At 33.0% G+C, this 19,392-nt stretch carries 16 protein-coding genes and 1 riboswitch; of the genes, 10 read left to right on the top strand and 6 right to left on the bottom strand.

Translation table 11 applies throughout. The features are described 5' to 3' along the window. Position 1 precedes the first annotated feature (1 nt). Positions 2–1,156: an ABC transporter substrate-binding protein gene (locus BFJ87_RS00315; protein ID WP_077398498.1), complete on the bottom strand. Its 1,155-nt coding sequence runs from the start codon at positions 1,154–1,156 to the stop codon at positions 2–4. A 68-nt stretch (positions 1,157–1,224) separates the two neighbouring features. Next, positions 1,225–1,436, top strand: a riboswitch (cobalamin riboswitch). 94 nt (positions 1,437–1,530) lie between these two features. Between BFJ87_RS00315 and BFJ87_RS00310 the strand changes: the two genes are divergently transcribed. Beyond that, positions 1,531–3,396, top strand: coding sequence for a TonB-dependent receptor plug domain-containing protein (locus BFJ87_RS00310; protein WP_077398496.1), 1,866 nt, complete (start codon positions 1,531–1,533; stop codon positions 3,394–3,396). Between the two features lie 79 nt (positions 3,397–3,475). On the opposite strand, the gene BFJ87_RS00305 is transcribed toward BFJ87_RS00310, so the two are convergent. Continuing rightward, the gene (locus BFJ87_RS00305; RefSeq protein WP_077398494.1) at positions 3,476–4,999 is read right to left on the bottom strand and encodes a S41 family peptidase; all 1,524 of its coding nucleotides are present in this window, start codon (positions 4,997–4,999) and stop codon (positions 3,476–3,478) included. A gap of 230 nt (positions 5,000–5,229) precedes the next feature. On the opposite strand from BFJ87_RS00305, the gene BFJ87_RS00300 reads away from it, so the two are divergent. From BFJ87_RS00300 to BFJ87_RS00275, 6 genes are all read left to right on the top strand, one after another. After that, positions 5,230–5,739, top strand: a complete 510-nt coding sequence (locus BFJ87_RS00300) for an RNA polymerase sigma factor (protein ID WP_077398492.1) — start codon at positions 5,230–5,232, stop codon at positions 5,737–5,739. Beyond that, positions 5,726–6,145, top strand: a complete 420-nt coding sequence (locus BFJ87_RS00295) for a hypothetical protein (protein WP_077398490.1) — start codon at positions 5,726–5,728, stop codon at positions 6,143–6,145. Before BFJ87_RS00300 ends, BFJ87_RS00295 begins: the two co-directional genes overlap by 14 nt. Positions 6,146–6,154: 9 nt before the next feature. Continuing rightward, on the top strand, positions 6,155–6,685 hold the full coding sequence (locus tag BFJ87_RS00290; RefSeq protein ID WP_077398488.1) for a DUF4252 domain-containing protein: 531 nt from the start codon (positions 6,155–6,157) through the stop codon (positions 6,683–6,685). Between the two features lie 69 nt (positions 6,686–6,754). Next, the gene (locus BFJ87_RS00285; RefSeq protein WP_077398486.1) at positions 6,755–7,300 is read left to right on the top strand and encodes a DUF4252 domain-containing protein; all 546 of its coding nucleotides are present in this window, start codon (positions 6,755–6,757) and stop codon (positions 7,298–7,300) included. Between the two features lie 162 nt (positions 7,301–7,462). Continuing rightward, positions 7,463–8,272: a mechanosensitive ion channel family protein gene (locus BFJ87_RS00280; RefSeq protein ID WP_077398484.1), complete on the top strand. Its 810-nt coding sequence runs from the start codon at positions 7,463–7,465 to the stop codon at positions 8,270–8,272. 185 nt (positions 8,273–8,457) lie between these two features. Then, positions 8,458–14,124 (top strand): endonuclease, encoded by a 5,667-nt coding sequence (locus BFJ87_RS00275; protein ID WP_077398482.1) that lies wholly within the window; start codon positions 8,458–8,460, stop codon positions 14,122–14,124. A gap of 83 nt (positions 14,125–14,207) precedes the next feature. On the opposite strand, the gene purB is transcribed toward BFJ87_RS00275, so the two are convergent. Then, positions 14,208–15,551: an adenylosuccinate lyase gene (purB, locus tag BFJ87_RS00270; RefSeq protein WP_077398480.1), complete on the bottom strand. Its 1,344-nt coding sequence runs from the start codon at positions 15,549–15,551 to the stop codon at positions 14,208–14,210. A gap of 121 nt (positions 15,552–15,672) precedes the next feature. Further along, positions 15,673–16,236 carry an adenylosuccinate lyase gene (locus BFJ87_RS00265; RefSeq protein WP_077398478.1) on the bottom strand — a complete coding sequence of 188 codons (564 nt, stop codon included), beginning with the start codon at positions 16,234–16,236 and terminating at the stop codon, positions 15,673–15,675. A 37-nt stretch (positions 16,237–16,273) separates the two neighbouring features. Here BFJ87_RS00265 and BFJ87_RS00260 point away from each other — a divergent pair, with 37 nt between their 5' ends. After that, positions 16,274–16,747, top strand: a complete 474-nt coding sequence (locus BFJ87_RS00260) for a heme-binding domain-containing protein (RefSeq protein ID WP_077398476.1) — start codon at positions 16,274–16,276, stop codon at positions 16,745–16,747. Here BFJ87_RS00260 and BFJ87_RS00255 read toward each other — a convergent pair. Next, on the bottom strand, positions 16,710–17,402 hold the full coding sequence (locus BFJ87_RS00255) for an SIR2 family NAD-dependent protein deacylase (protein WP_077398474.1): 693 nt from the start codon (positions 17,400–17,402) through the stop codon (positions 16,710–16,712). The genes BFJ87_RS00260 and BFJ87_RS00255 overlap by 38 nt on opposite strands. A 49-nt stretch (positions 17,403–17,451) precedes the next feature. Here BFJ87_RS00255 and BFJ87_RS00250 point away from each other — a divergent pair, with 49 nt between their 5' ends. Further along, positions 17,452–18,111, top strand: a complete 660-nt coding sequence (locus BFJ87_RS00250) for a TrmH family RNA methyltransferase (protein WP_077398472.1) — start codon at positions 17,452–17,454, stop codon at positions 18,109–18,111. A gap of 79 nt (positions 18,112–18,190) precedes the next feature. Further along, the gene (locus BFJ87_RS00245; RefSeq protein WP_077398470.1) at positions 18,191–18,715 is read left to right on the top strand and encodes an SRPBCC family protein; all 525 of its coding nucleotides are present in this window, start codon (positions 18,191–18,193) and stop codon (positions 18,713–18,715) included. A 2-nt stretch (positions 18,716–18,717) separates the two neighbouring features. On the opposite strand, the gene BFJ87_RS00240 is transcribed toward BFJ87_RS00245, so the two are convergent. Continuing rightward, positions 18,718–19,374: a hypothetical protein gene (locus BFJ87_RS00240; RefSeq protein WP_077398468.1), complete on the bottom strand. Its 657-nt coding sequence runs from the start codon at positions 19,372–19,374 to the stop codon at positions 18,718–18,720. Between the last annotated feature and the right edge of the window lie 18 nt (positions 19,375–19,392).

Genomic DNA, 19,392 nt, shown 5'->3' with positions numbered 1-19,392 from the left:
CTTATTGTAGTGGTTTAAAAAATGTAGTCTTATATTCAGGTAAAACGTCTGGATGAAAAATAGAAATTAGGTCTTTTAAAACCAAGTCTGGCCTGTTAGGAGCAAGCTCAAAAAATAGTACGCCACCTGTTTCTCCTTTAACCAAAGTAATGGTGTATATTTTTTTATTTTTATAGGCATCAAACTGGGTATAATGCTCACTAGATTCTGCTACTTGTTTGTAACTAGAGTTACTAGATGGTGATATCCAAAAATCGGCTTTGCCAGCTTTATCATAAACACTTTCTATACTTAAACCAACACCGCCAGTTTCCTGCAAATCACTCCATAAATAATTAGCGTTTGCATCCTTTAAAAACTGAGCCATCCAACTTTTTCCTCCAGCTACGTGCCATAAATCTTTATACAAGCCACCAGTTAAAACACTTGGTCTGTTAGTTGCTTTTTTAGCTAGTGCTTTAGCATCATTATAGTTGGTTTCAATAGTTTTAAAAATTGAATCTGCTTTAGCCTCTGCATTGAAAAACGGAGCAAAAAACTTAATCCATTCTGCTTTGCCTAATGGAGTTTCTTCTGTCCAATCGCCATTAAAAACAACGGGTATATTAGAGCGTTGTAAAGTACTGTATGTTTTATTATTGTTATCTATACCAAAACCAACAACTACATCTGGGTTTAATGCAATAACCATTTCCGTGTTTAAAGATTGGTTAACACCTAATTCTTCAATTTTACCTTGTGTTATTAGTGTTCTAGCAGCAGTAGAAGAGATGTAATCTGTATTAGGAAATCCAACTAATTTATCTAAGACACCTAATGACTCTAAAGCAGGTATGTGCGTAGTAGATGTTACTACTAATTTTTGTACCGGAACAGTTACAATAGCATCATAATCATCTTTATTTAAGGTAATTGTGGCTGCTTTATCTTTAGGAATTAAGGCATATGTGAAAGCAGATTTTGCTTTTGGCCAAGGGGAGGTAATTTTTAAAATAGTAACACCATTTGCCTGCTTTTCTATAGTAAAACCTTTTGCGTAACTAAGGTCTACTTTACTAGGTTGTACAGTAGTTGTAGGTAATGGTTGTTGTGTTTTTTCTTTGCAAGAAGCAAGTATTAAAAAACAACTTAAAAATATGGATTTTAAAATTTTCATTGGCTATAAATTAAAGTCCAAAAGTAGTGTAATTTAAATTTGAATGAAAAAATTGAGTAAAAAGGATTACTTTTGCGCCGAATTTTGGTTCTACTATATAGCGTAGTAAGATTAAAAGGGAATTTGGTGAAAATCCAAAACTGTTCCCGCAACTGTAAGCTTAGTTTACCAAGGGTAAATGCTTTTTGTAACTACAGATCCACTGTCTTGTATTTTATTAAGATGGGAAGGAGAGCAAAAAGACGCAAGTCAGGAGACCTGCCATATTCAAAACAACTAATGTTAAACTTTCGGGATAAAAGTTTACGTATGAGTACAGACATACGCAGAAATTAATATAATTTCTACTCCCGTTTTTATTAATGAAACACAAAATGAACAAAAAAATTATTGGTTTATGTGCGGCTGTATTGGCTAGTGCAACTGTTGTAGCACAACAAGAACAAGAAGAAGCAAAGGTTCAAAAATTAGAGGAAGTTGTAGTAAGTGATTCTCGTTTTGAATTGAAAAGAGAAAACTCTGGTAAAACAGTCATAAAAATTACTGCAGAAGAGTTAAAAAGAAATCAAGGTAAAACGGTAGCCGAAATTATAAATACAAAAAGTGGATTTTCTATTGCAGGTAGTACAAGTAGACAAGGTACTGTTTTAGGTGTATTTTCACGTGGTGGTAGAGGAAGACAAGTATTGGTTATTGTAGATGGTGTTAGGGTGTCAGACCCATCTTCTGTAGGGCAAGAGTACGATTTAAGATTGCTTACCGCTGCAAATATAGAGTCTATAGAAATTATTAAAGGAGCGGCAAGTACACTTTACGGTACAAATGCGGCAACTGCAGTAATTAATATTACTACTAAAAAAGCTGCTAAAGATGCTATTTCTGGTAATTTTCAGGCAAGTGTTGGTACAAACCAAACAGCAGCAGATCAAAATTTTGATGTTAATGATTTTGCCAATAGTGCGCGTATAAGTGGTACTTTAGATAAGTTTACATATAAAGTTGGTTTTTCTAATAGATATTCTGATGGGTTATCTGCTATAGTTACTCCAGAGAATGAAAAAGATGATTTCTCTAACTACAGCACAGATGTAAATTTAGGATATGCTTTTTCTGATAGATTTTCTGTGAATGTTTATGGTAACCAAACAAAAAATAGTGGTGAGTATGATGAGTCTTTTGGAATGTTAGATGCTCCTTATTCTTTTGTTAGTGATCAAAAAAGAGCAGGCTTATCATCAACTTATAAATATATTAAAGGTTCTGTTGTTGTTAATGGTGCTTATAGTGAGTACAGCTCAGAAAACAAATCTGCTTTTCCTAGTGCTTATGAAGGCAAAAACATAGTAGTAGACGTATACAACAAGTACAATTTTAATGATGCTTTTTATACTGTTTTAGGATTAAATTATATTAATGATGAAACTGAATATGCAGAAGTACAAGATTTTTCTATTGTAGATCCATACGTTAATGTTGTATATGTATCAGATTTTGGATTAAACTTAAATGTTGGTGCTCGTTTAAATAACCATTCTGAGTATGGTTCTAATTTTGTTTACAACGTTAACCCATCTTATGTAATTAAAAATACAAATGGTTATGTTAAATTGATGGGGTCTTATGCAACATCTTATATAACTCCAAGTTTAAACCAGTTATTTGGTAATTTTGGTGCCAATCCAGACCTAGATCCAGAGGAAGACCGCACAATAGAAGGTGGTTTAGAGTATGCTGCAAATGACAAATTAAGAGTTAGTGCTTTATATTTTAATAGAAATGAAGAAAATTTTGTTTTTTACGGTGCAACAGGTTATGACAATGCAGAAAATAAAATTGAAGCAAAAGGGGTAGAAGTAGAGTTAGACTATACACCAGTTAACGCCTTAAACATTGGAGCAAATTATACATTTACAGAAAGAGAAGGTGATGCAGGCATACGTTTACCAAAGCATAAGGTAAATGCTTTTGCAAACTACAATTTTTCAGACCGTACAAACGCATCTTTAAATTACACAATGGTAGGTAATAGATCAGATTCTGATTTTGCAACTTTCCCAGCTACAAATGTAAACCTACACGCTTACACGCTTTTAGATTTATATATTTCGCATACACTTATAAATAATAAATTAACTGTATTTGCTAATGCAAGTAACTTGTTAAATGAGGAGTATACAGAGATATTAGGTTTTACAACAAAAGGAGCTAACGTAAGATTAGGGTTAAACCTTACTTTATAAATTAGATGTAATACAATATAAAAAAGGCTCACTATTTAGTGAGCCTTTTTGTTTTTAATACCGAGTTAGCAAACCTAAGTTATTTACTAGTAGGCTTAATATCATTTGGCATTATATACATTTCTGAGCTAAACTTAGGATATGTAACACCTTTTGTAACTTTAGCTGCGTCTGTATCTTTCTGTAAATCAAATTTACCAGCAGTACCAAGCATATCATCTAAAGCAGCACGTAATAAAGGGTCTGTAGTATCACCGTATGGTTTAAGGTTTTTGTAATACTGAAATTCTACAACTTCTACGTCCGGTACAAAACCATCACCATAATCATTTTCTCCTAATTTGTTAAATATCTGAAAAACAATTGGCTGCATACCAACAGTGTGTTTTGTACTTCTGTTATCGGTATCTGTGTATGGTTCTGTGTTAGAATTACCTGGTGCATCTACAACAGTAATAGATCCTTCATTTTTACCAGTTGTTTTTTCTCCAATAACCTTAACAGGTATGTATGGTCTTAATCCGTTTATAATCATTTCACTAGCAGAAGCTGTTCTTTCTGTGCCAATAACATAAAGTCTGGTAATGCCTGTTAACCTATTCATATCAGTTGCTCCAGAATATGCTCCTGTTGTTTTATCATATAAAAAAACATCTTCAAAAAATGGGTAAGTACTACTATTAGCAGCATCTCTTTTAGTATTGTATTTTAACTCTGCAAAAATTTCGCCGCTTACGGTATTTGTTTCTGCAGTTGCCTCACCATATATCATACTAGCCAATAAAGCAGAAGATAAAACAGAGCCACCACCATTGTATCTAAAATCTAAAATAAGTTCATTAACGCCAGCTGTTTTTAATTCTCCAAAAGCATCGTTTAATTCGCCATTATATGTACCACGGAAACCTTCGTAAACAATATATCCAATTTTACGTCCACCTTCTTCTATAATACTTGTATGTAGTACAGGGTTTATAGATAGGGTTGCAGCAGTAATTGCTTTTTCTTCGGTCTGTGTTAACTCATCATTCTCAGAAACAGTAGCTAAACCTAATGTTACATTTTCTTGGGTGTATAGTTTGTTAATAATTAGGTAATTGTCAATAGTCATAACCTCACCATCAACTTTAGAAATAATATCACCTCTTTTTAGCCCTGCAGTTTCTGCAGGTGAATCAGCTGCAACAGAACCTATAACTTGTACAACATTGTCTGTTGAACCAACTCTTACTAAAGGCCCTCTAGTAATACCGTAAGTAGTACTAATACCATTAAAACTCGCTAATTGCTCATCTACATCTTCAATATACCATGAAAAATCATCTTTTTCCTCGTATTTTAAAGCCTTAAATAAATCTTCAGGAGTGCTATAGCTATTCAAATATGTATAAAAAGCATCTTGGTCATCATCTTTAGTATCTGCTAAGTTAGTCACATCTGGTTGCCAATAGTACCAATGGTTTAATCCTTTCCAAATAAATTCGTTTATTTCATTGTTAAGTGTAACTGCTTGTGGTGTTTCTCCGCCGCCATCATCATCGTTTTTATCACAGGATGCTATAAATAAAAACAACCCAGATAATAGTAATACTGTTTTTTTCATAATAGTTATTTATTTAGTGTAAGAACATAGTTGGTTGCAACTATTGTTCCATAATTTTACACATATATTAAGTATATGTTACATACGTTATATATAGTGTGTCGGTTTACAATGCTGTAAATTACTGACAACTTTTACAAAAAAAAATTTTTTTGTAACAAAAATCATTCTATGTCGTCTTGCTTATATAAACCTAGTAATAGTGTTTGTAACAACAACCAAACTAAAAAATGAAACAATCAGAATTTCTAAATGTGGTAATGCCTTTTAAGGATAAACTGTATAGACTAGCCAAAAGATTACTAGTCTCTACAGAGGAGGCAGAGGATGCCACCCAAGAAATACTGCTAAAATTATGGTCTAAAAACGACCGGATGAAACAGTATGCTAGTGTAGAAGCATTTGCTATGACAATGACCAAAAACTTTTGTTTAGACCGTTTAAAATCTAAACAAGCAAACAATTTAAAATTGGTGCATAGTAATTATACAGATAGTAATGCATCTTTACAACGCCAAGTAGAAGCGCAAGACAGTGTTAATTGGGTAGAGAAAATAATGGAGAGTTTGCCAGAGCAGCAAAAAATGGCACTGCAGTTAAGAGATGTAGAGCAGTACAGTTTTGAAGAAATTGGAAAAATGTTAGAAATGACACCAGCAGCAGTTAGAGTTGCGTTGTCTAGAGCAAGAAAAACAGTAAGACAAAAATTAATGGAAAAACATAATTATGGAATTGCATAATATAGAAAAATTATTAGAAAAGTATTTTGAAGCTACCACTACGGTTGCCGAAGAAGAAGCAATAAAAGCCTATTTTTTAAAGGGTGATGTTGCTCCGCATTTACAAGAGTACACAACAATGTTTACATATTTTTCTAACGCCAAAGAAGAAACTTATACCAAGCAGGTACCATTAAAACCTAGAAAAAGAAATTATAAATGGTTATCCGTAGCAGCAGTAGCAGTTTTAGTATTAGGCATATATTTTGGTAACGATTACCGTGAGCAAAAAGAGGCAGAATACGTTTTGCAAGAAACTGAAAAAGCATTTAGCCTTATAGCTCAAAACTTAAACAAAGGCACCGAAAAATTGGTTTACCTTAACAAATTTGAAGAAGCAACAAACAAGATTTACAAAACAAATTAAAATTAAATTATGAAAAAATTATTAATTATAGCAGTACTTACTGCACTACCATTTACAGGATTTTCACAGTCAATTTTTGACAAGTTTGAGGATTTAGATAACGTATCATCTGTTATTGTAAATAAAAGTATGTTTAACCTATTAACAAAAATAGATGTAAATGTGGATGATAAAGAAACGCAAGATTTTATAGATATAGGGAAAAGTATAAGTAGCCTAAAAGTGTTTATTACAGAAGATAAAGCTATTGGTGCAGATATGCTTACCACAATGAAATCTTATTTAAAAACAGCATCTTTAGAAGAGTTAATGCGTGTAAAAGATAAAGATGCAAACATTAAGTTTTATATAAAAAGTGGTAAAGATGAAGATCACGTAAGTGAACTTTTAATGTTTGTAAGTGATGTAAAAGGGGCTAAAATAGATAATCGTAAAATAGAAACTGTTTTAGTATCTATAACAGGAGATATAGATTTAAATAAAATAGGCTCACTAACAAGTAAAATGGGCTTGCCAGAGCAATTAAACGAAGTTAAATAATAAAAAATAAGACAATCATCAAGGTTAAAAAATAACCTTGATGATTTTAACAACTAAACATCAATCAATATGAAAAACAGTATTAAATATTTAGCAGTAGCATTAACTTTGTTAATTACTTTAGGGTCTTGCTCTTCTAACCAAAGTTTACAAGAATATTATGTAGATAGTAATGAAAATGAAAATTTCATTTCTTTTGATATTCCTAGGAGTATTTTAAATATAGCATCGGCAGATTTATCTCCTGAAGAGAAAAAAGCAGTAGAGTCTATTAAAAAAGTAAATGTTTTAGCATTTAATAAAACCACAGATAATGTTGCGTCATATAAAGTAGAGAAAACTAAAGTGAATGCAATTTTATCTAATAAAAAATACACTCAGTTAATGAAAATTAACTCTAAAATGGCAAAAGGTGTAGTTAAGTTTACCGGAGAAGAAGATGCCATAGATGAGGTAATTGTTTATGGTTATAAAGATGATAAAGGTTTTGCTTTAATACGCTTAGTAGGAGATAAAATGAATCCTGCTTACTTGGGTAAATTTATTAGTGCTATGGAAAAGTCTAATTTAGATGAAGGGGCATTTAAAGACCTAGGGAAATTGCTTAAAAGTTAATTTTTAACACTTTTTATTTGTTACAGACCTGCTTAATTATGTTAAGCAGGTTTTTTTTGTTATAAAATGGTAAAATGTTAACAACTGTTAATGTGTTTAATTTTTTTTTAGAATACATTTTATATCTTGTACCCAACATTAACTATTTAAACATTAACAATTATGGAGAATCCAGAAAAATGGATGAATTTAGCAATCGAGAAAGTAATGGATTATGGCCCAAAAATTATTATGGCTATAATTATTTATCTTGTTGGTTCCTGGCTTATTAAAAAACTAGTAGGTGTTGCTAGAAAAGTAATGTCCAAAGGCAATTACGATGAATCTTTGCAAAAGTTTTTACTAAACCTAGTAAGTTGGGGATTAAAAATCTTTTTAATCATTACCGTTATTTCTACATTAGGAGTAGAAACTACAAGTTTAGCAGCAGTTATTGCAGCAGCAGGTTTAGCTATTGGTTTAGCATTACAAGGCTCTTTAGGTAATTTTGCTGGAGGCGTTTTAATAATGATTTTTAAACCTTACAAAATTGGAGATTTGGTAGAGGCACAAGGCGTATTAGGTTCTGTAAAAGAAATTGAAATTTTTACTACCAAGCTAATTACACCACAAAACAAATTAGCAATAGTACCTAATGGTGCAATGGCAAATGGTAACATTATTAATTATACTGCGGAAGGTAAAATGAGGGTAGATACTACCGTTGGTATTGGTTATGGCGAAGATATGAAAAAGGCAAAACAGGTGCTTTTAGAAATGTTACAAGCTAACCCAAAAGTATTAAAAGACCCAGCACCATCTGTAAATGTAGAAGAATTAGCAGACAGTTCTGTAAATTTAGCAGTGCGACCTTACTGTAAGCCAGAAGATTACTGGGATGTATTTTTTGCTACAGTAGAGGGTTCTAAAGTAGCATTAGATAATGCTAAAATTGAAATTCCTTACCCACACGAAGTACAAATTAATAAATAAGACAATTTGTTTTTTAATATATAAAGACCGCTATATGCGGTCTTTTTTTTTGCTGTTTAAGCACGTTAATATTAACAATAAATGTTATTAACAAAAACACTAATCGTTAATAATAAGTTAATATTAGAGCACTTTCTTTGGTTTTATTTAGTAGTAATTTTACGGCCGACAAACCTATATAAATTATGATGAAAAATTACCTTAAAGTATTCATTTACATTGGAATGCTGCTAGTGGCCGTATTGGGTTATAGCCAAGTACCAGCATATTACAACGGAACAGATGTTACCCAAACAGGGAGTAACTTAAAAAACAATTTAGCAAACTTAGTAACAACTACACAAACAACCGTACTAAGTTATACACCAGGCGTTTGGGACGCTTTAAAACAAACAGATTTAGATCCGGCAAACTCTAATAATGTATTGTTAGTTTATGGTTATAATGATACAGATGGTAACACAACAACAGACCGTACAAGAAGTAAAAATAACAATGGCGGCGGCGTTGGAGATTGGAATAGAGAGCACGTTTTTCCAAAATCGTTAGGTAACCCTAATTTAGGAACATCTGGTCCAGGATCAGATGCGCACCATTTAAGATCTTCAGATGTACAGTTTAACTCGTTACGTAATAACCATCCTTTTGGTGCTGGTAGTGGTAATGCTGGTTTAATGAGTGGTAATGTTTGGTATCCTGGAGATGAGTGGAAAGGAGATGTTGCCAGAATGATATTGTATATGTACGTACGTTATGGCAACCAATGTTTGCCTACAGCAGTAGGTACAGGGGCAACTACCTATAGTACAGATGTTCCAGATATTTTTTTAGAATGGAATGCACAAGATCCAGTTTCTCAAGTAGAAATTAATAGAAATGTATTGTTAGAAGGAATTCAAGGAAATAGAAACCCTTTTATAGATAATCCTGCTTTTGCAACTGCTATTTGGGGAGGACCACAAGCAGAAAACAAATTTAACAATACAAGTTCAGATACAGAAGCTCCAACAGCACCTTTAAATTTGGTTGCAGCAAATACAACAGAAACAGAGACACTATTAAGTTGGGATGCTGCTACAGATAATGTAGGTGTTACAGCGTATCAAATTTTTAATGGTACTACTTTAGCAGGTGTTGTTAGCGGAACATCATACCAAGTAACAAACTTAACAGCTAACACAACTTATACGTTTACGGTAAAAGCAATAGACGCTGCAAGTAACACATCTGTAAATAGTAATACAGCTTCTGTTACAACTCTAGAGGGTGCGGTAGTAACGCCTCCAACAGGAGATTATATTGTTTTTCAAGGATATGAGAGCACTGCTACAGATAACTGGAACTATATAGCATCACCAAGCAATTGTAATGATGGAGGTAGTGATGTTTGGGATGTAGTTACTAGCGTAGGATCTATAAATACAGCAAATACAGGAACAAGTTTCTTTGGAATTAGAGATTTAGAAGGTAATTGTGGTTCAGCAGATGGTGGAACATTAACTTTTGACGCTGTAGATATATCTACCTATACAGATGTGAGTTTATCATTTGCAGTAAATGTTGTTGGTTATGATGTTACCAACGGGGATACAATTAGTTATGAAATTTTTCACGATGGTACTTCTCAAGGAATACAAGTTATAACAGTTGGTAGTCCGTATAGCACTACAGACTGGGAACAAATTACAGCTTCAGTTCCTAACACGGTTTCTTCAATAAGTTTAAAGTTATTTGTAAAACAAAACGGAGGTAGTGATTATGCTGGTTTTGATGATGTTCGATTAGAAGGAACTTCTTCTACACCAGTAACTCCTTCAATATTAATAAATGAAATAGATGCTGATACACCTGGTACAGATACACAAGAATTTGTAGAATTGTTTGATGGAGGAAGTGGTAATACATCACTAGATGGTTTAGTAATGGTGCTTTATAATGGGTCTAACAATTTAAGCTATGCGGCGTATGATTTGGATGGCTACACAACAAATGCAAACGGTTATTTTGTAATTGGTAATGTAGATGTGCCAAATGTAAGTTTAGTGATACCAAGTAATGGTTTACAAAACGGTGCAGATGCTGTTGCTATATACACTGGTGATGCTTCAGATTTTCCTAACGGTTCTGAAATCTCAACAGACAATATTGTTGACGCTGTTGTATATGATACTAACGATAGTGATGATGCAGAATTATTGGTTTTGTTAAATGCTGGAGAAGCTCAGGTTAATGAAGGCGGAGCAGGAGATAAGGACAACCATTCTTCTCAGCGTATACTAAACGGAGCAGGAGGAGCTCAAAACACCTCTACATTTGCACAAGAAACACCTACGCCAGGTACTGCAAACGGACAAGTTGTGGTTGTACCACCAACAGAAGCATCAATATTAATTAATGAGTTAGATGCAGATACAGTAGGTACAGATACACAAGAATTTGTAGAGCTGTTTGATGGTGGAGCGGGAAATACTTCTTTAGATGGTAAAGTGCTAGTTTTTTATAATGGATCTAATAACCTAAGTTATGCTGCTTATGATTTAGACGGATACACAACTAATGAAGAAGGGTATTTTGTAATAGGAAATGTAGATGTACCAAATGTAAATATTGTAATACCAAGTAACGGATTACAAAACGGAGCAGATGCTGTTGCTTTGTATACAGGAGATGCTACAGATTTTCCTAACAACTCTACCATAAGTACTGCAAACCTTTTAGATGCTTTAGTATATGACACTAATGATAGTGATGATGCTGAGTTATTGGTATTGTTAAATGCAGGAGAAGCACAAATGAACGAAGGTGGAGCAGGTGATAAAGATGCACATTCTTTACAGCGTTACACGAATGGTTCTGGTGCAGCTTTAAGCACTGTTACTTATGTACAGGCATTACCAACACCAGGAACTTCTAATACAAATGCAACCGAGCCAATTACTTTAGTTATTAACGAGCTAGATGCAGATACAGCGGGCACAGATACACAAGAGTTTGTAGAGTTGTTTGATGGTGGTAAAGGAAATACAGCCTTAGATGGTTTTGTTTTGGTACACTACAACGGTTCTAACAACCAAAGCTATGCAGCGTATGATTTAGATGGATACACAACTAATGCAGAAGGTTATTTTGTAATGGGTAATGCAGATGTACCAAATGTAAGCTTAGTAATACCAAGTAATGGTTTACAAAACGGAGCAGATGCAGTGGCTTTATATACAGGTAATGCTTCAGATTTTCAGAATGTAGCGGTAACTACCAATGGTTTAATAGATGCTTTGGTGTATGACACTAATGATAGCGATGCTACTGAATTGTTAGCTCTTTTAAATCCAGGTGAAGCTCAAATTAATGAGGATGAATTAGGAAATAAAGACGGACATTCTTTACAGCGTATTCCAAACGGACAAGGAGGAGCAAGAAACACATCTAATTACACACAAGCAATACCAACACCAGGAACAGAAAATGGAGCTGTTATACCACCACCAGCAACTATTAGTATTGCAGAGGCAAGAAATGTAGCAGACGGAGAAGTGGTTACTGTAACAGGGGTGTTAACCGTTGCAGATGCTTTTGCTGGTTCTGCTTATATACAAGATGCTACAGGAGCAATTGCTATTTTTGATGAGTTGGTACACGGAGAAGGTGTTTTTATGGTAGGTGATTCTATTACTGTAACAGGAACAAGATCTGCTTTTAATGATCAATTACAAATAGCAACAGTAACCAATGTTGAAAACAATGGTATACCTAAAAATGCAATAGAGCCAGTAACTATTACTTTGGCTGAGTTGGCTAATCATCCAGCAGAACTAGTAACAGTTATTAATCCTACTTTTCCTAAACCAGGAGATATATTGTTTGGAAATTCTAATTACAATATAACAGATGCCTCGGGCAACGGATCTTTAAGAATAGATAACGATGTAGAAGCTATAGTCGGTTTAGGTCAGCCTACTATTTGTTCGGAAATTACAGGTGTAGTTGGTCGTTTTTATGAAAATTACCAGTTACTACCACGATCTGCAGAAGATATGCCTTGTGCAGGAGAATATGTACCACCAACAATTCCTGTACAAATAGGTAAAGACAAAACATTAGATGTTGTAGCTTGGAATATAGAGTGGTTTGGAGATGAAGCAAACTCGCCAGCAACAGGTAACCCAATGTCTGATGCAATACAAAAAGACAGTACAAAAGCTATAATTACAAAGTTAGATGCAGATATTTATGCTGTAGAAGAAATTGCAGACGAAGTTTTATTTGCTCAAATGGTAAGTGAACTTCCTGGTTACGATTATGTACTTTCTCCGGCAGTTTCTAGACCTAACGACCCAGGTGTTAGTCAAAAATTAGGATTTATTTACAATACGTCAACTGTAAATGTGGTAGACACAAAAGTATTGTTACAAACTATTCACCCATTATACAATGGTGGAGATGATTCTGCTTTGGTAAATTATCCAAGTACAACAGATCGTTTTTATGCAAGTGGGCGTTTACCATTTTTAATGACAGCAGACGTAACCATTAATGGTACTACAGAGCAAATAAATGTGGTAGCATTGCACGCAAGAGCTAACAGTGGTACAGATGCACAAGGTAGGTATGATATGCGTAAGTATGATGTTGAGGTATTAAAAGATACTTTAGATGTACAATATGCAGATAAAAAACTTATTCTATTAGGTGATTATAATGATGATGTAGATACAACGGTTGCAGATATTACAACAACTACAACATCTAGTTTTAATGCTTATGCAACAGATGAGGTTAATTATAATATAGTTTCAAAAACATTAAGTAATCAAGATTTTAGATCGTATGTTTTTAGAGAAAATATGATAGATCATATTACTATTACAAACGAGTTAAATGATAACTATATAGCAGAATCTGTGCGTGTACATTATGAGTTTTATGATAGTGACTATCCAAGTACAGTATCAGATCACTTTCCGGTGTCTGCGCGTTTTCAGTTAAAGGGCCTAGAACTAGTAAGTATATCTACAACAAATGTTACTTGTGGTTCTGCTACAGATGGTACAGCTACAGTAGTTGTAGAAGGTGGCGCAAAACCATATGCTTATGAATGGAGTACTGGCGATACAACAGAAACTGCTATAAACTTAGGAGCAGGTACGCACATTGTTATTGTTACAGATGCTTTAGGAAATGAGGTTACTGAAGATTTTAGTATTACAGCACCAGAGGCAATAAACATTTCTGTTTCTGATGATACAAAGGTTTATTTGGGGTTTGATTCTTGTACAACCTTAAGTGTAACAGCAATAGAAGGTGGTGTTGCTCCTTACAGTTATGAGTGGAGTAATGGTGAAACTACACAAGACATTAAAGCGTGTCCAGAGGCTACAACAACATATACAGTTACTGTAACAGATGCTAATGGTTGTACTACAACTGCAGATGTTACCGTAGAGGTAGAAGATGTAAGGTGTGGTAATGCATACAGACCAGGAGTAGAGGTTTGCTACAGAGGAAAATCATACTGTATGTCTAAATGGGCAGCAGCAGTTTTTGTAAAGTATTACGGAGCAACACTAGGTGCTTGTGATGCAGTAGAGCAGGTATCTATTACAAATTTAAGACTGTATCCAAATCCGTTTAGAAATTATTTAAATATTCAATTAAATAGTAATATAGAAACTAGAGCAGACTTTGTTATCTATAATTTTTATGGTAGAAAAGTGTTTAGTTCACAAGAAAAGCTTAGAGCAGGTAAATCTAACTTAACCTACAACTTAAGTTATTTAAGACGCGGAAAATACTTTTTAAAAGTAAGAGTAAATGGTGTAACCCAAAAAGCAAGGTTGCTTATTAAGCGTTAAGCAAATAGTTAAGAAATATAAAAACCCATCAATTTAAATATTGATGGGTTTTTGCTTTATATAAGTTATTAAATGAACGGCTACTAGATGCCAGTATAATTACTTGGTGTAATAGCTTTTAATTCTGTTTTAATAGCATCAGAAACTTCTAAAGTATCAATAAAATTAGCTATAGATTTCTGATTAATTTTTTCGTTTGTCCTAGTTAAGCCTTTTAATGCTTCATAAGGGTTAGGATAAGCCTCACGACGTAAAATAGTTTGTATAGCCTCTGCAACAACAGCCCAATTGTTTTCTAAATCTTGTTCAAACTTTTCCTTGTTAAGTAATAATTTATTTAATCCTTTTAAGGTAGAACTAAAAGCAATTATGGTATGTGCAAAAGGTACACCAGCGTTTCTAAGTACAGTACTATCTGTTAAATCTCTCTGTAGTCTAGAAATTGGTAATTTAGCAGATAAATGCTCAAAAATAGCGTTAGCAATACCTAAGTTACCTTCAGAGTTTTCAAAATCTATAGGGTTAACTTTATGTGGCATAGCAGAAGAGCCAACTTCGCCAGCTTTAATTTTTTGTTTAAAGTAATCCATAGACACGTATGTCCAAAAATCCCTGTCTAAATCAATAATAATAGTATTTATACGCTTAAGTGTATCAAACAAAGCAGCCATATGGTCATAATGCTCAATTTGTGTAGTTGGGAAAGAATGTTGTAAGTCTAACTTTTCTTGTACAAATTTTTGTCCAAAAGCTTTCCAATCAATATTAGGGTAAGCAACTTTATGTGCATTAAAATTACCAGTTGCACCACCAAATTTAGCAGCACTTGGTATATCGTTTAGCAAATTAAATTGTTCTTTTAAACGAACCACAAAAACATCTATTTCTTTACCTAAACGCGTAGGAGAAGCAGGTTGTCCGTGAGTTCTGGCAAGCATAGATACTTCTGCCCACTCTGTAACCAATTCTTCTAATTTTTCAACAACATCAAAATACATAGGAACGTAAACCTCGTTCATAGCTTCTTTTATAGAAAGAGGTATAGCAGTGTTGTTAATGTCTTGCGATGTTAAGCCAAAGTGTATAAACTCTTTGTATTCTTCTAAACCAAGCTTATCAAATTCTTTTTTAATAAAGTACTCAACAGCTTTAACATCGTGGTTTGTAACTTTTTCTATTTCTTTAATTGCTTGCGCATCTTCAGTAGTAAAGTTTTGGTAAATAGTACGTAAGTTTTCAAACAATGCAGTATCAAAATCTTGTAATTGCGGTAACGGAATTTCGCATAAAGCAATAAAATATTCAATTTCAACTCTAACTCTGTATTTTATCAAAGCTTCTTCAGAAAAAAAAGAACCTAGAGCATCTACTTTGTTTCTGTATCTACCATCAATAGGAGAAATGGCATTTAATTGGTTTAAAGACATCTGTTTTTGTGTTGATTTTTAAAAGCTGCAAAGGTAGTTAAAACTATGTTTATATGCCTATTAGTTAGCTTGTTTTATGTGCTGTTATTTTAATAAATAGAATTAATAAAATGCACAGTTACTATTTTATTTTGGCTAATGTTAACCGTGCTCTTGCTTTATACGCAGCTGTTCCGTTTAGGTAGTTTTTTTCTAAAATACTCCGTAGTTCTGGGTGTATCCAATCATACTTTTTTCCTAATAGAAAAAGGCTTGTCATTGAGTATGCTTGTGTAGCAACTTTGTGGTCACCAATTAACCAGTTAAAACAAGCAGAAGTAATTAGTTCTAGATGTTTAGTTTTAAGTGTTTGTTGAATGGGGTTTTCTTTTTTTGAGAAATATTGCAACATTAAAATTTCACAAATTTTTGCACAAGGTCTAATGCTAGACTCTAATTTTAAAGATTTTAATCCGTTTAAAAATGTAGTAATTACCGGAAAAATAAGACTATTATTCTCTTTAAAAGCAAACTCTAATACCCAGGCAGCTTTACAAGAAATAGGATCGTTTACATTTAAAACAATGCTAAGTAAATCTGTAACCAAGCTAGGCTCTTTTAAAATAACACCAGAAATTTGTTGTCTTTTTTCTCTAGAGTGATTGATATCGCTTTTTAACCAAGAATATAATTCTGTTTTAGTCACAAAAAATTGTATTTTGCTTGTTATAAATTTTAGATTGATGAAATTACTAAAAAAAATATTACTTGCCTTACTAGTTATTTTAATTGCAATGCAATTTTATAGACCAGAAAAAAATAACGCAGAAACCGACTTAAAAACTGCCTTTTTAACAGAAACAAACCCGTCTAAGGAAGTACAAAAAATATTAGAGACCAGTTGTTATGACTGTCATAGTAACACAACTGCGTATCCTTGGTATAACAATATTGCACCAGTTTCTTATTGGTTGGCAGACCACGTTAAAGATGGTAAAAAACATTTAAATTTCTCTGAATGGGAAAAATACTCCATAAAGAAAAAAGACCATAAGTTAGATGAGGTTATGGAAACTATAGAAAGTGGAGAAATGCCATTAAATGAGTATACTTGGACACACACCGAAGCAAATTTAAATAGTGCCCAAAAACAAGCTGTAATAGAATGGGTAAAAAATACTAGAGCTCTGTATCAATTAAATCTTTCACAAGAGTAGGTAATCCATTTACGGCTGTTTTACTTATAATTGTTAAGTTATTAAAATCTGTTTGTTTTATACTTGGGTTGGGATCTATAAAATAAATAGGAGTACCATTATTTGCATAATTCACTAAACTAGCAGCTGGGTATACTTGCATAGAGGTACCTATTATAATAAGTATGTCTGCGGTTTCAGTTATTTCTGCCGCTTTTTGTAATAGTGGCACTTCTTCCCCAAACCAAACAATATGTGGGCGTAATTGTTTGTTGCTAGAAGATAAATCTCCTAAAACTAAGTCTTTTTTCCAGTCCAAAACATCATTATTGTTATGTGTGCACCTTACTTTTAAAAGTTCTCCGTGTAAATGCACCACATTTTTGTTGCCTGCACGCTCGTGTAAATCATCTACATTTTGCGTTATAACCGTAACATTAAAGTAGTTTTGTAATTCTGTAATGGCTAAATGTGCTTTGTTAGGTGTAACAGTTAACAACTGTTTTCTTCTTTGGTTGTAAAAATCTAAAACCAACTTAGGATTGGTAGCAAAACCTTGTGGAGAAGCTACTTGCATAACATCATGGCCTTCCCACAGACCATCAGCATCTCTAAATGTTTTTATACCACTTTCTGCACTAATACCGGCTCCTGTTAACAAAACAATGTTTTTCATTTGTAGTAGTTTTTTATAAAATTAAACTTTTCTTTTTATATTGGTGTTTATGACAGACACTAAACTATTAACGTATTTAGAAAACATAATAAGCGAAGAACGTAAAGCACGTTTTTTGGATATTTTAAAAGAAAGAACCAATTACATAACCGTTGCCATTGAAGACGTTTTTCAAATGCATAATACAAGCGCAGTTATTAGAAGTTGCGATGCCTTTGGAGTGCAAACCGCACACTTAATAGAAAGTAAATACAGTGAGCGTTTAGATAAAAATATAGCTATGGGAGCTCAACAATGGGTAAGCACGCCAAGATATAATACAACTGCAGAATGTATAAATACACTTCGTAAAAATGGTTATAAAATTATAGCTACTTCTCCGCATACAGATTCTTATTTGCTAGATGATTTTAAAATTGATGATAAAATAGCTTTGTTTTTTGGTACAGAAAAAAGTGGATTAAGTAAAGAAGTTCTAGATAAGGCAGATGGGTATGTAAAAATACCAATGGTAGGTTTTAGTGAGAGTTTAAATATATCCGTTTCTGCAGCAATAATATTACAACATTTAACTACAGAACTAAAAAAAACAACTAAAAATTGGCAACTTACAGCCGAAGAAAAAGTAGCTATTAGACTAGATTGGACTAAAAAATCTATTAAAAGCATAGACGATATTTTAGAACGATATTATAAGGAAAACACATAGGTGTAACAGGAGTATTACTTACATAAAGTTTTATTATTTTTTTGTAAATTTAAGAACCAACCAAACCCCATACAAAATGATGATAGCTGTTTATATAATTGTAGGCTTAGTAGCTCTTGTAGTGTTATTAGGACTATTAGCACCCAAAAAATTTAATGTTTACAGATCTATAGATATTAACAAACCAAAAAACGATGTTTTTAATTACCTTTTACTTGTAAAAAACCAAGAAATATGGTCTCCTTGGGCAAAAAAAGATCCCAAAATGGCACGTAAATACACGGGTGCCGATGGTAAAATAGGATTTGTTAGTTACTGGAACGGAAATAAAGAAGTGGGTGAAGGAGAACAAGAAATTACTAATATTGTTGCAGGAGAACGTATAGAAGGTGAATTACGTTTTTTTAAACCTTTTAAATCAACGTCTAATTGTTATTTTAAATTTTATGATACAGATAGTAATACCACAAAAGTTACTTGGGGCTTCTCAGGAAAAAATACTTTCCCTGTAAACATTATGATGCTTTTTATAAATATGGATAAATCCGTTGGTAAGGATTTTGAAGAAGGTTTGCGAGCATTAAAGACCGAGTTAGAGCGCTAATTTTACTTAGACTTTGCACAATCTTCAAGTTTTTTCATTGTTTTTTTAGCAATTTCTATACTTCTTAAGTGATAGTATTTTTTAGCTTCAGTTAAGGATTCATCCATAAGTTTAAGTTCATTTTTCTCATAAATAGCCTTAGCTGTTGCATAAGCTTCTTTACAATTATCTTTTTCTACAGTCATTGCTAACATAGACTTTTCTAACGGTATTAAAATACTATCTACAGTAGCATAAACTTTTGCATTTTCTGCGCTGCTTTTTTCCGTATTAGTAGTTTTTCTTTTTTTGCTATAGGTAGCAATTTTATTTATGCCAGAGCTTATATTTTTTTTAGCATCCTCTAGCATTAACTTTGCTGTAGATAAAGATGCACTATGTGTTATTTCTTTAAGTAAATTTAAACCCTCTGTAATTTCTTTGTTAGCAGTAGAGCAGCCACAATCTTTTAATTGCTTGTCTAGCTTTTGTAAAGTTTTAATGGCTTTATAAGTATGGAATTTAACAGTGTTTATGTCTTGCGCGTTCTCCGCATCATTTGTTTGCTTTAATGCAAATCCTAAATTAGAATTTACCAAATCACAGGCAGTGTTAGAAACAAAAGAAAACAACAATAAAGCTGTTAATAGTAGGTATGTGTTTTTAAATTTTCGTATCATTTTTAAGGTTTTGGGGCA

Origin of the sequence: Cellulophaga omnivescoria (assembly GCF_001999725.1) — a bacterium.
GTDB classification, from domain to species: domain Bacteria; phylum Bacteroidota; class Bacteroidia; order Flavobacteriales; family Flavobacteriaceae; genus Cellulophaga; species Cellulophaga omnivescoria.
This window is presented reverse-complemented; position numbering and strand designations above follow the sequence as displayed.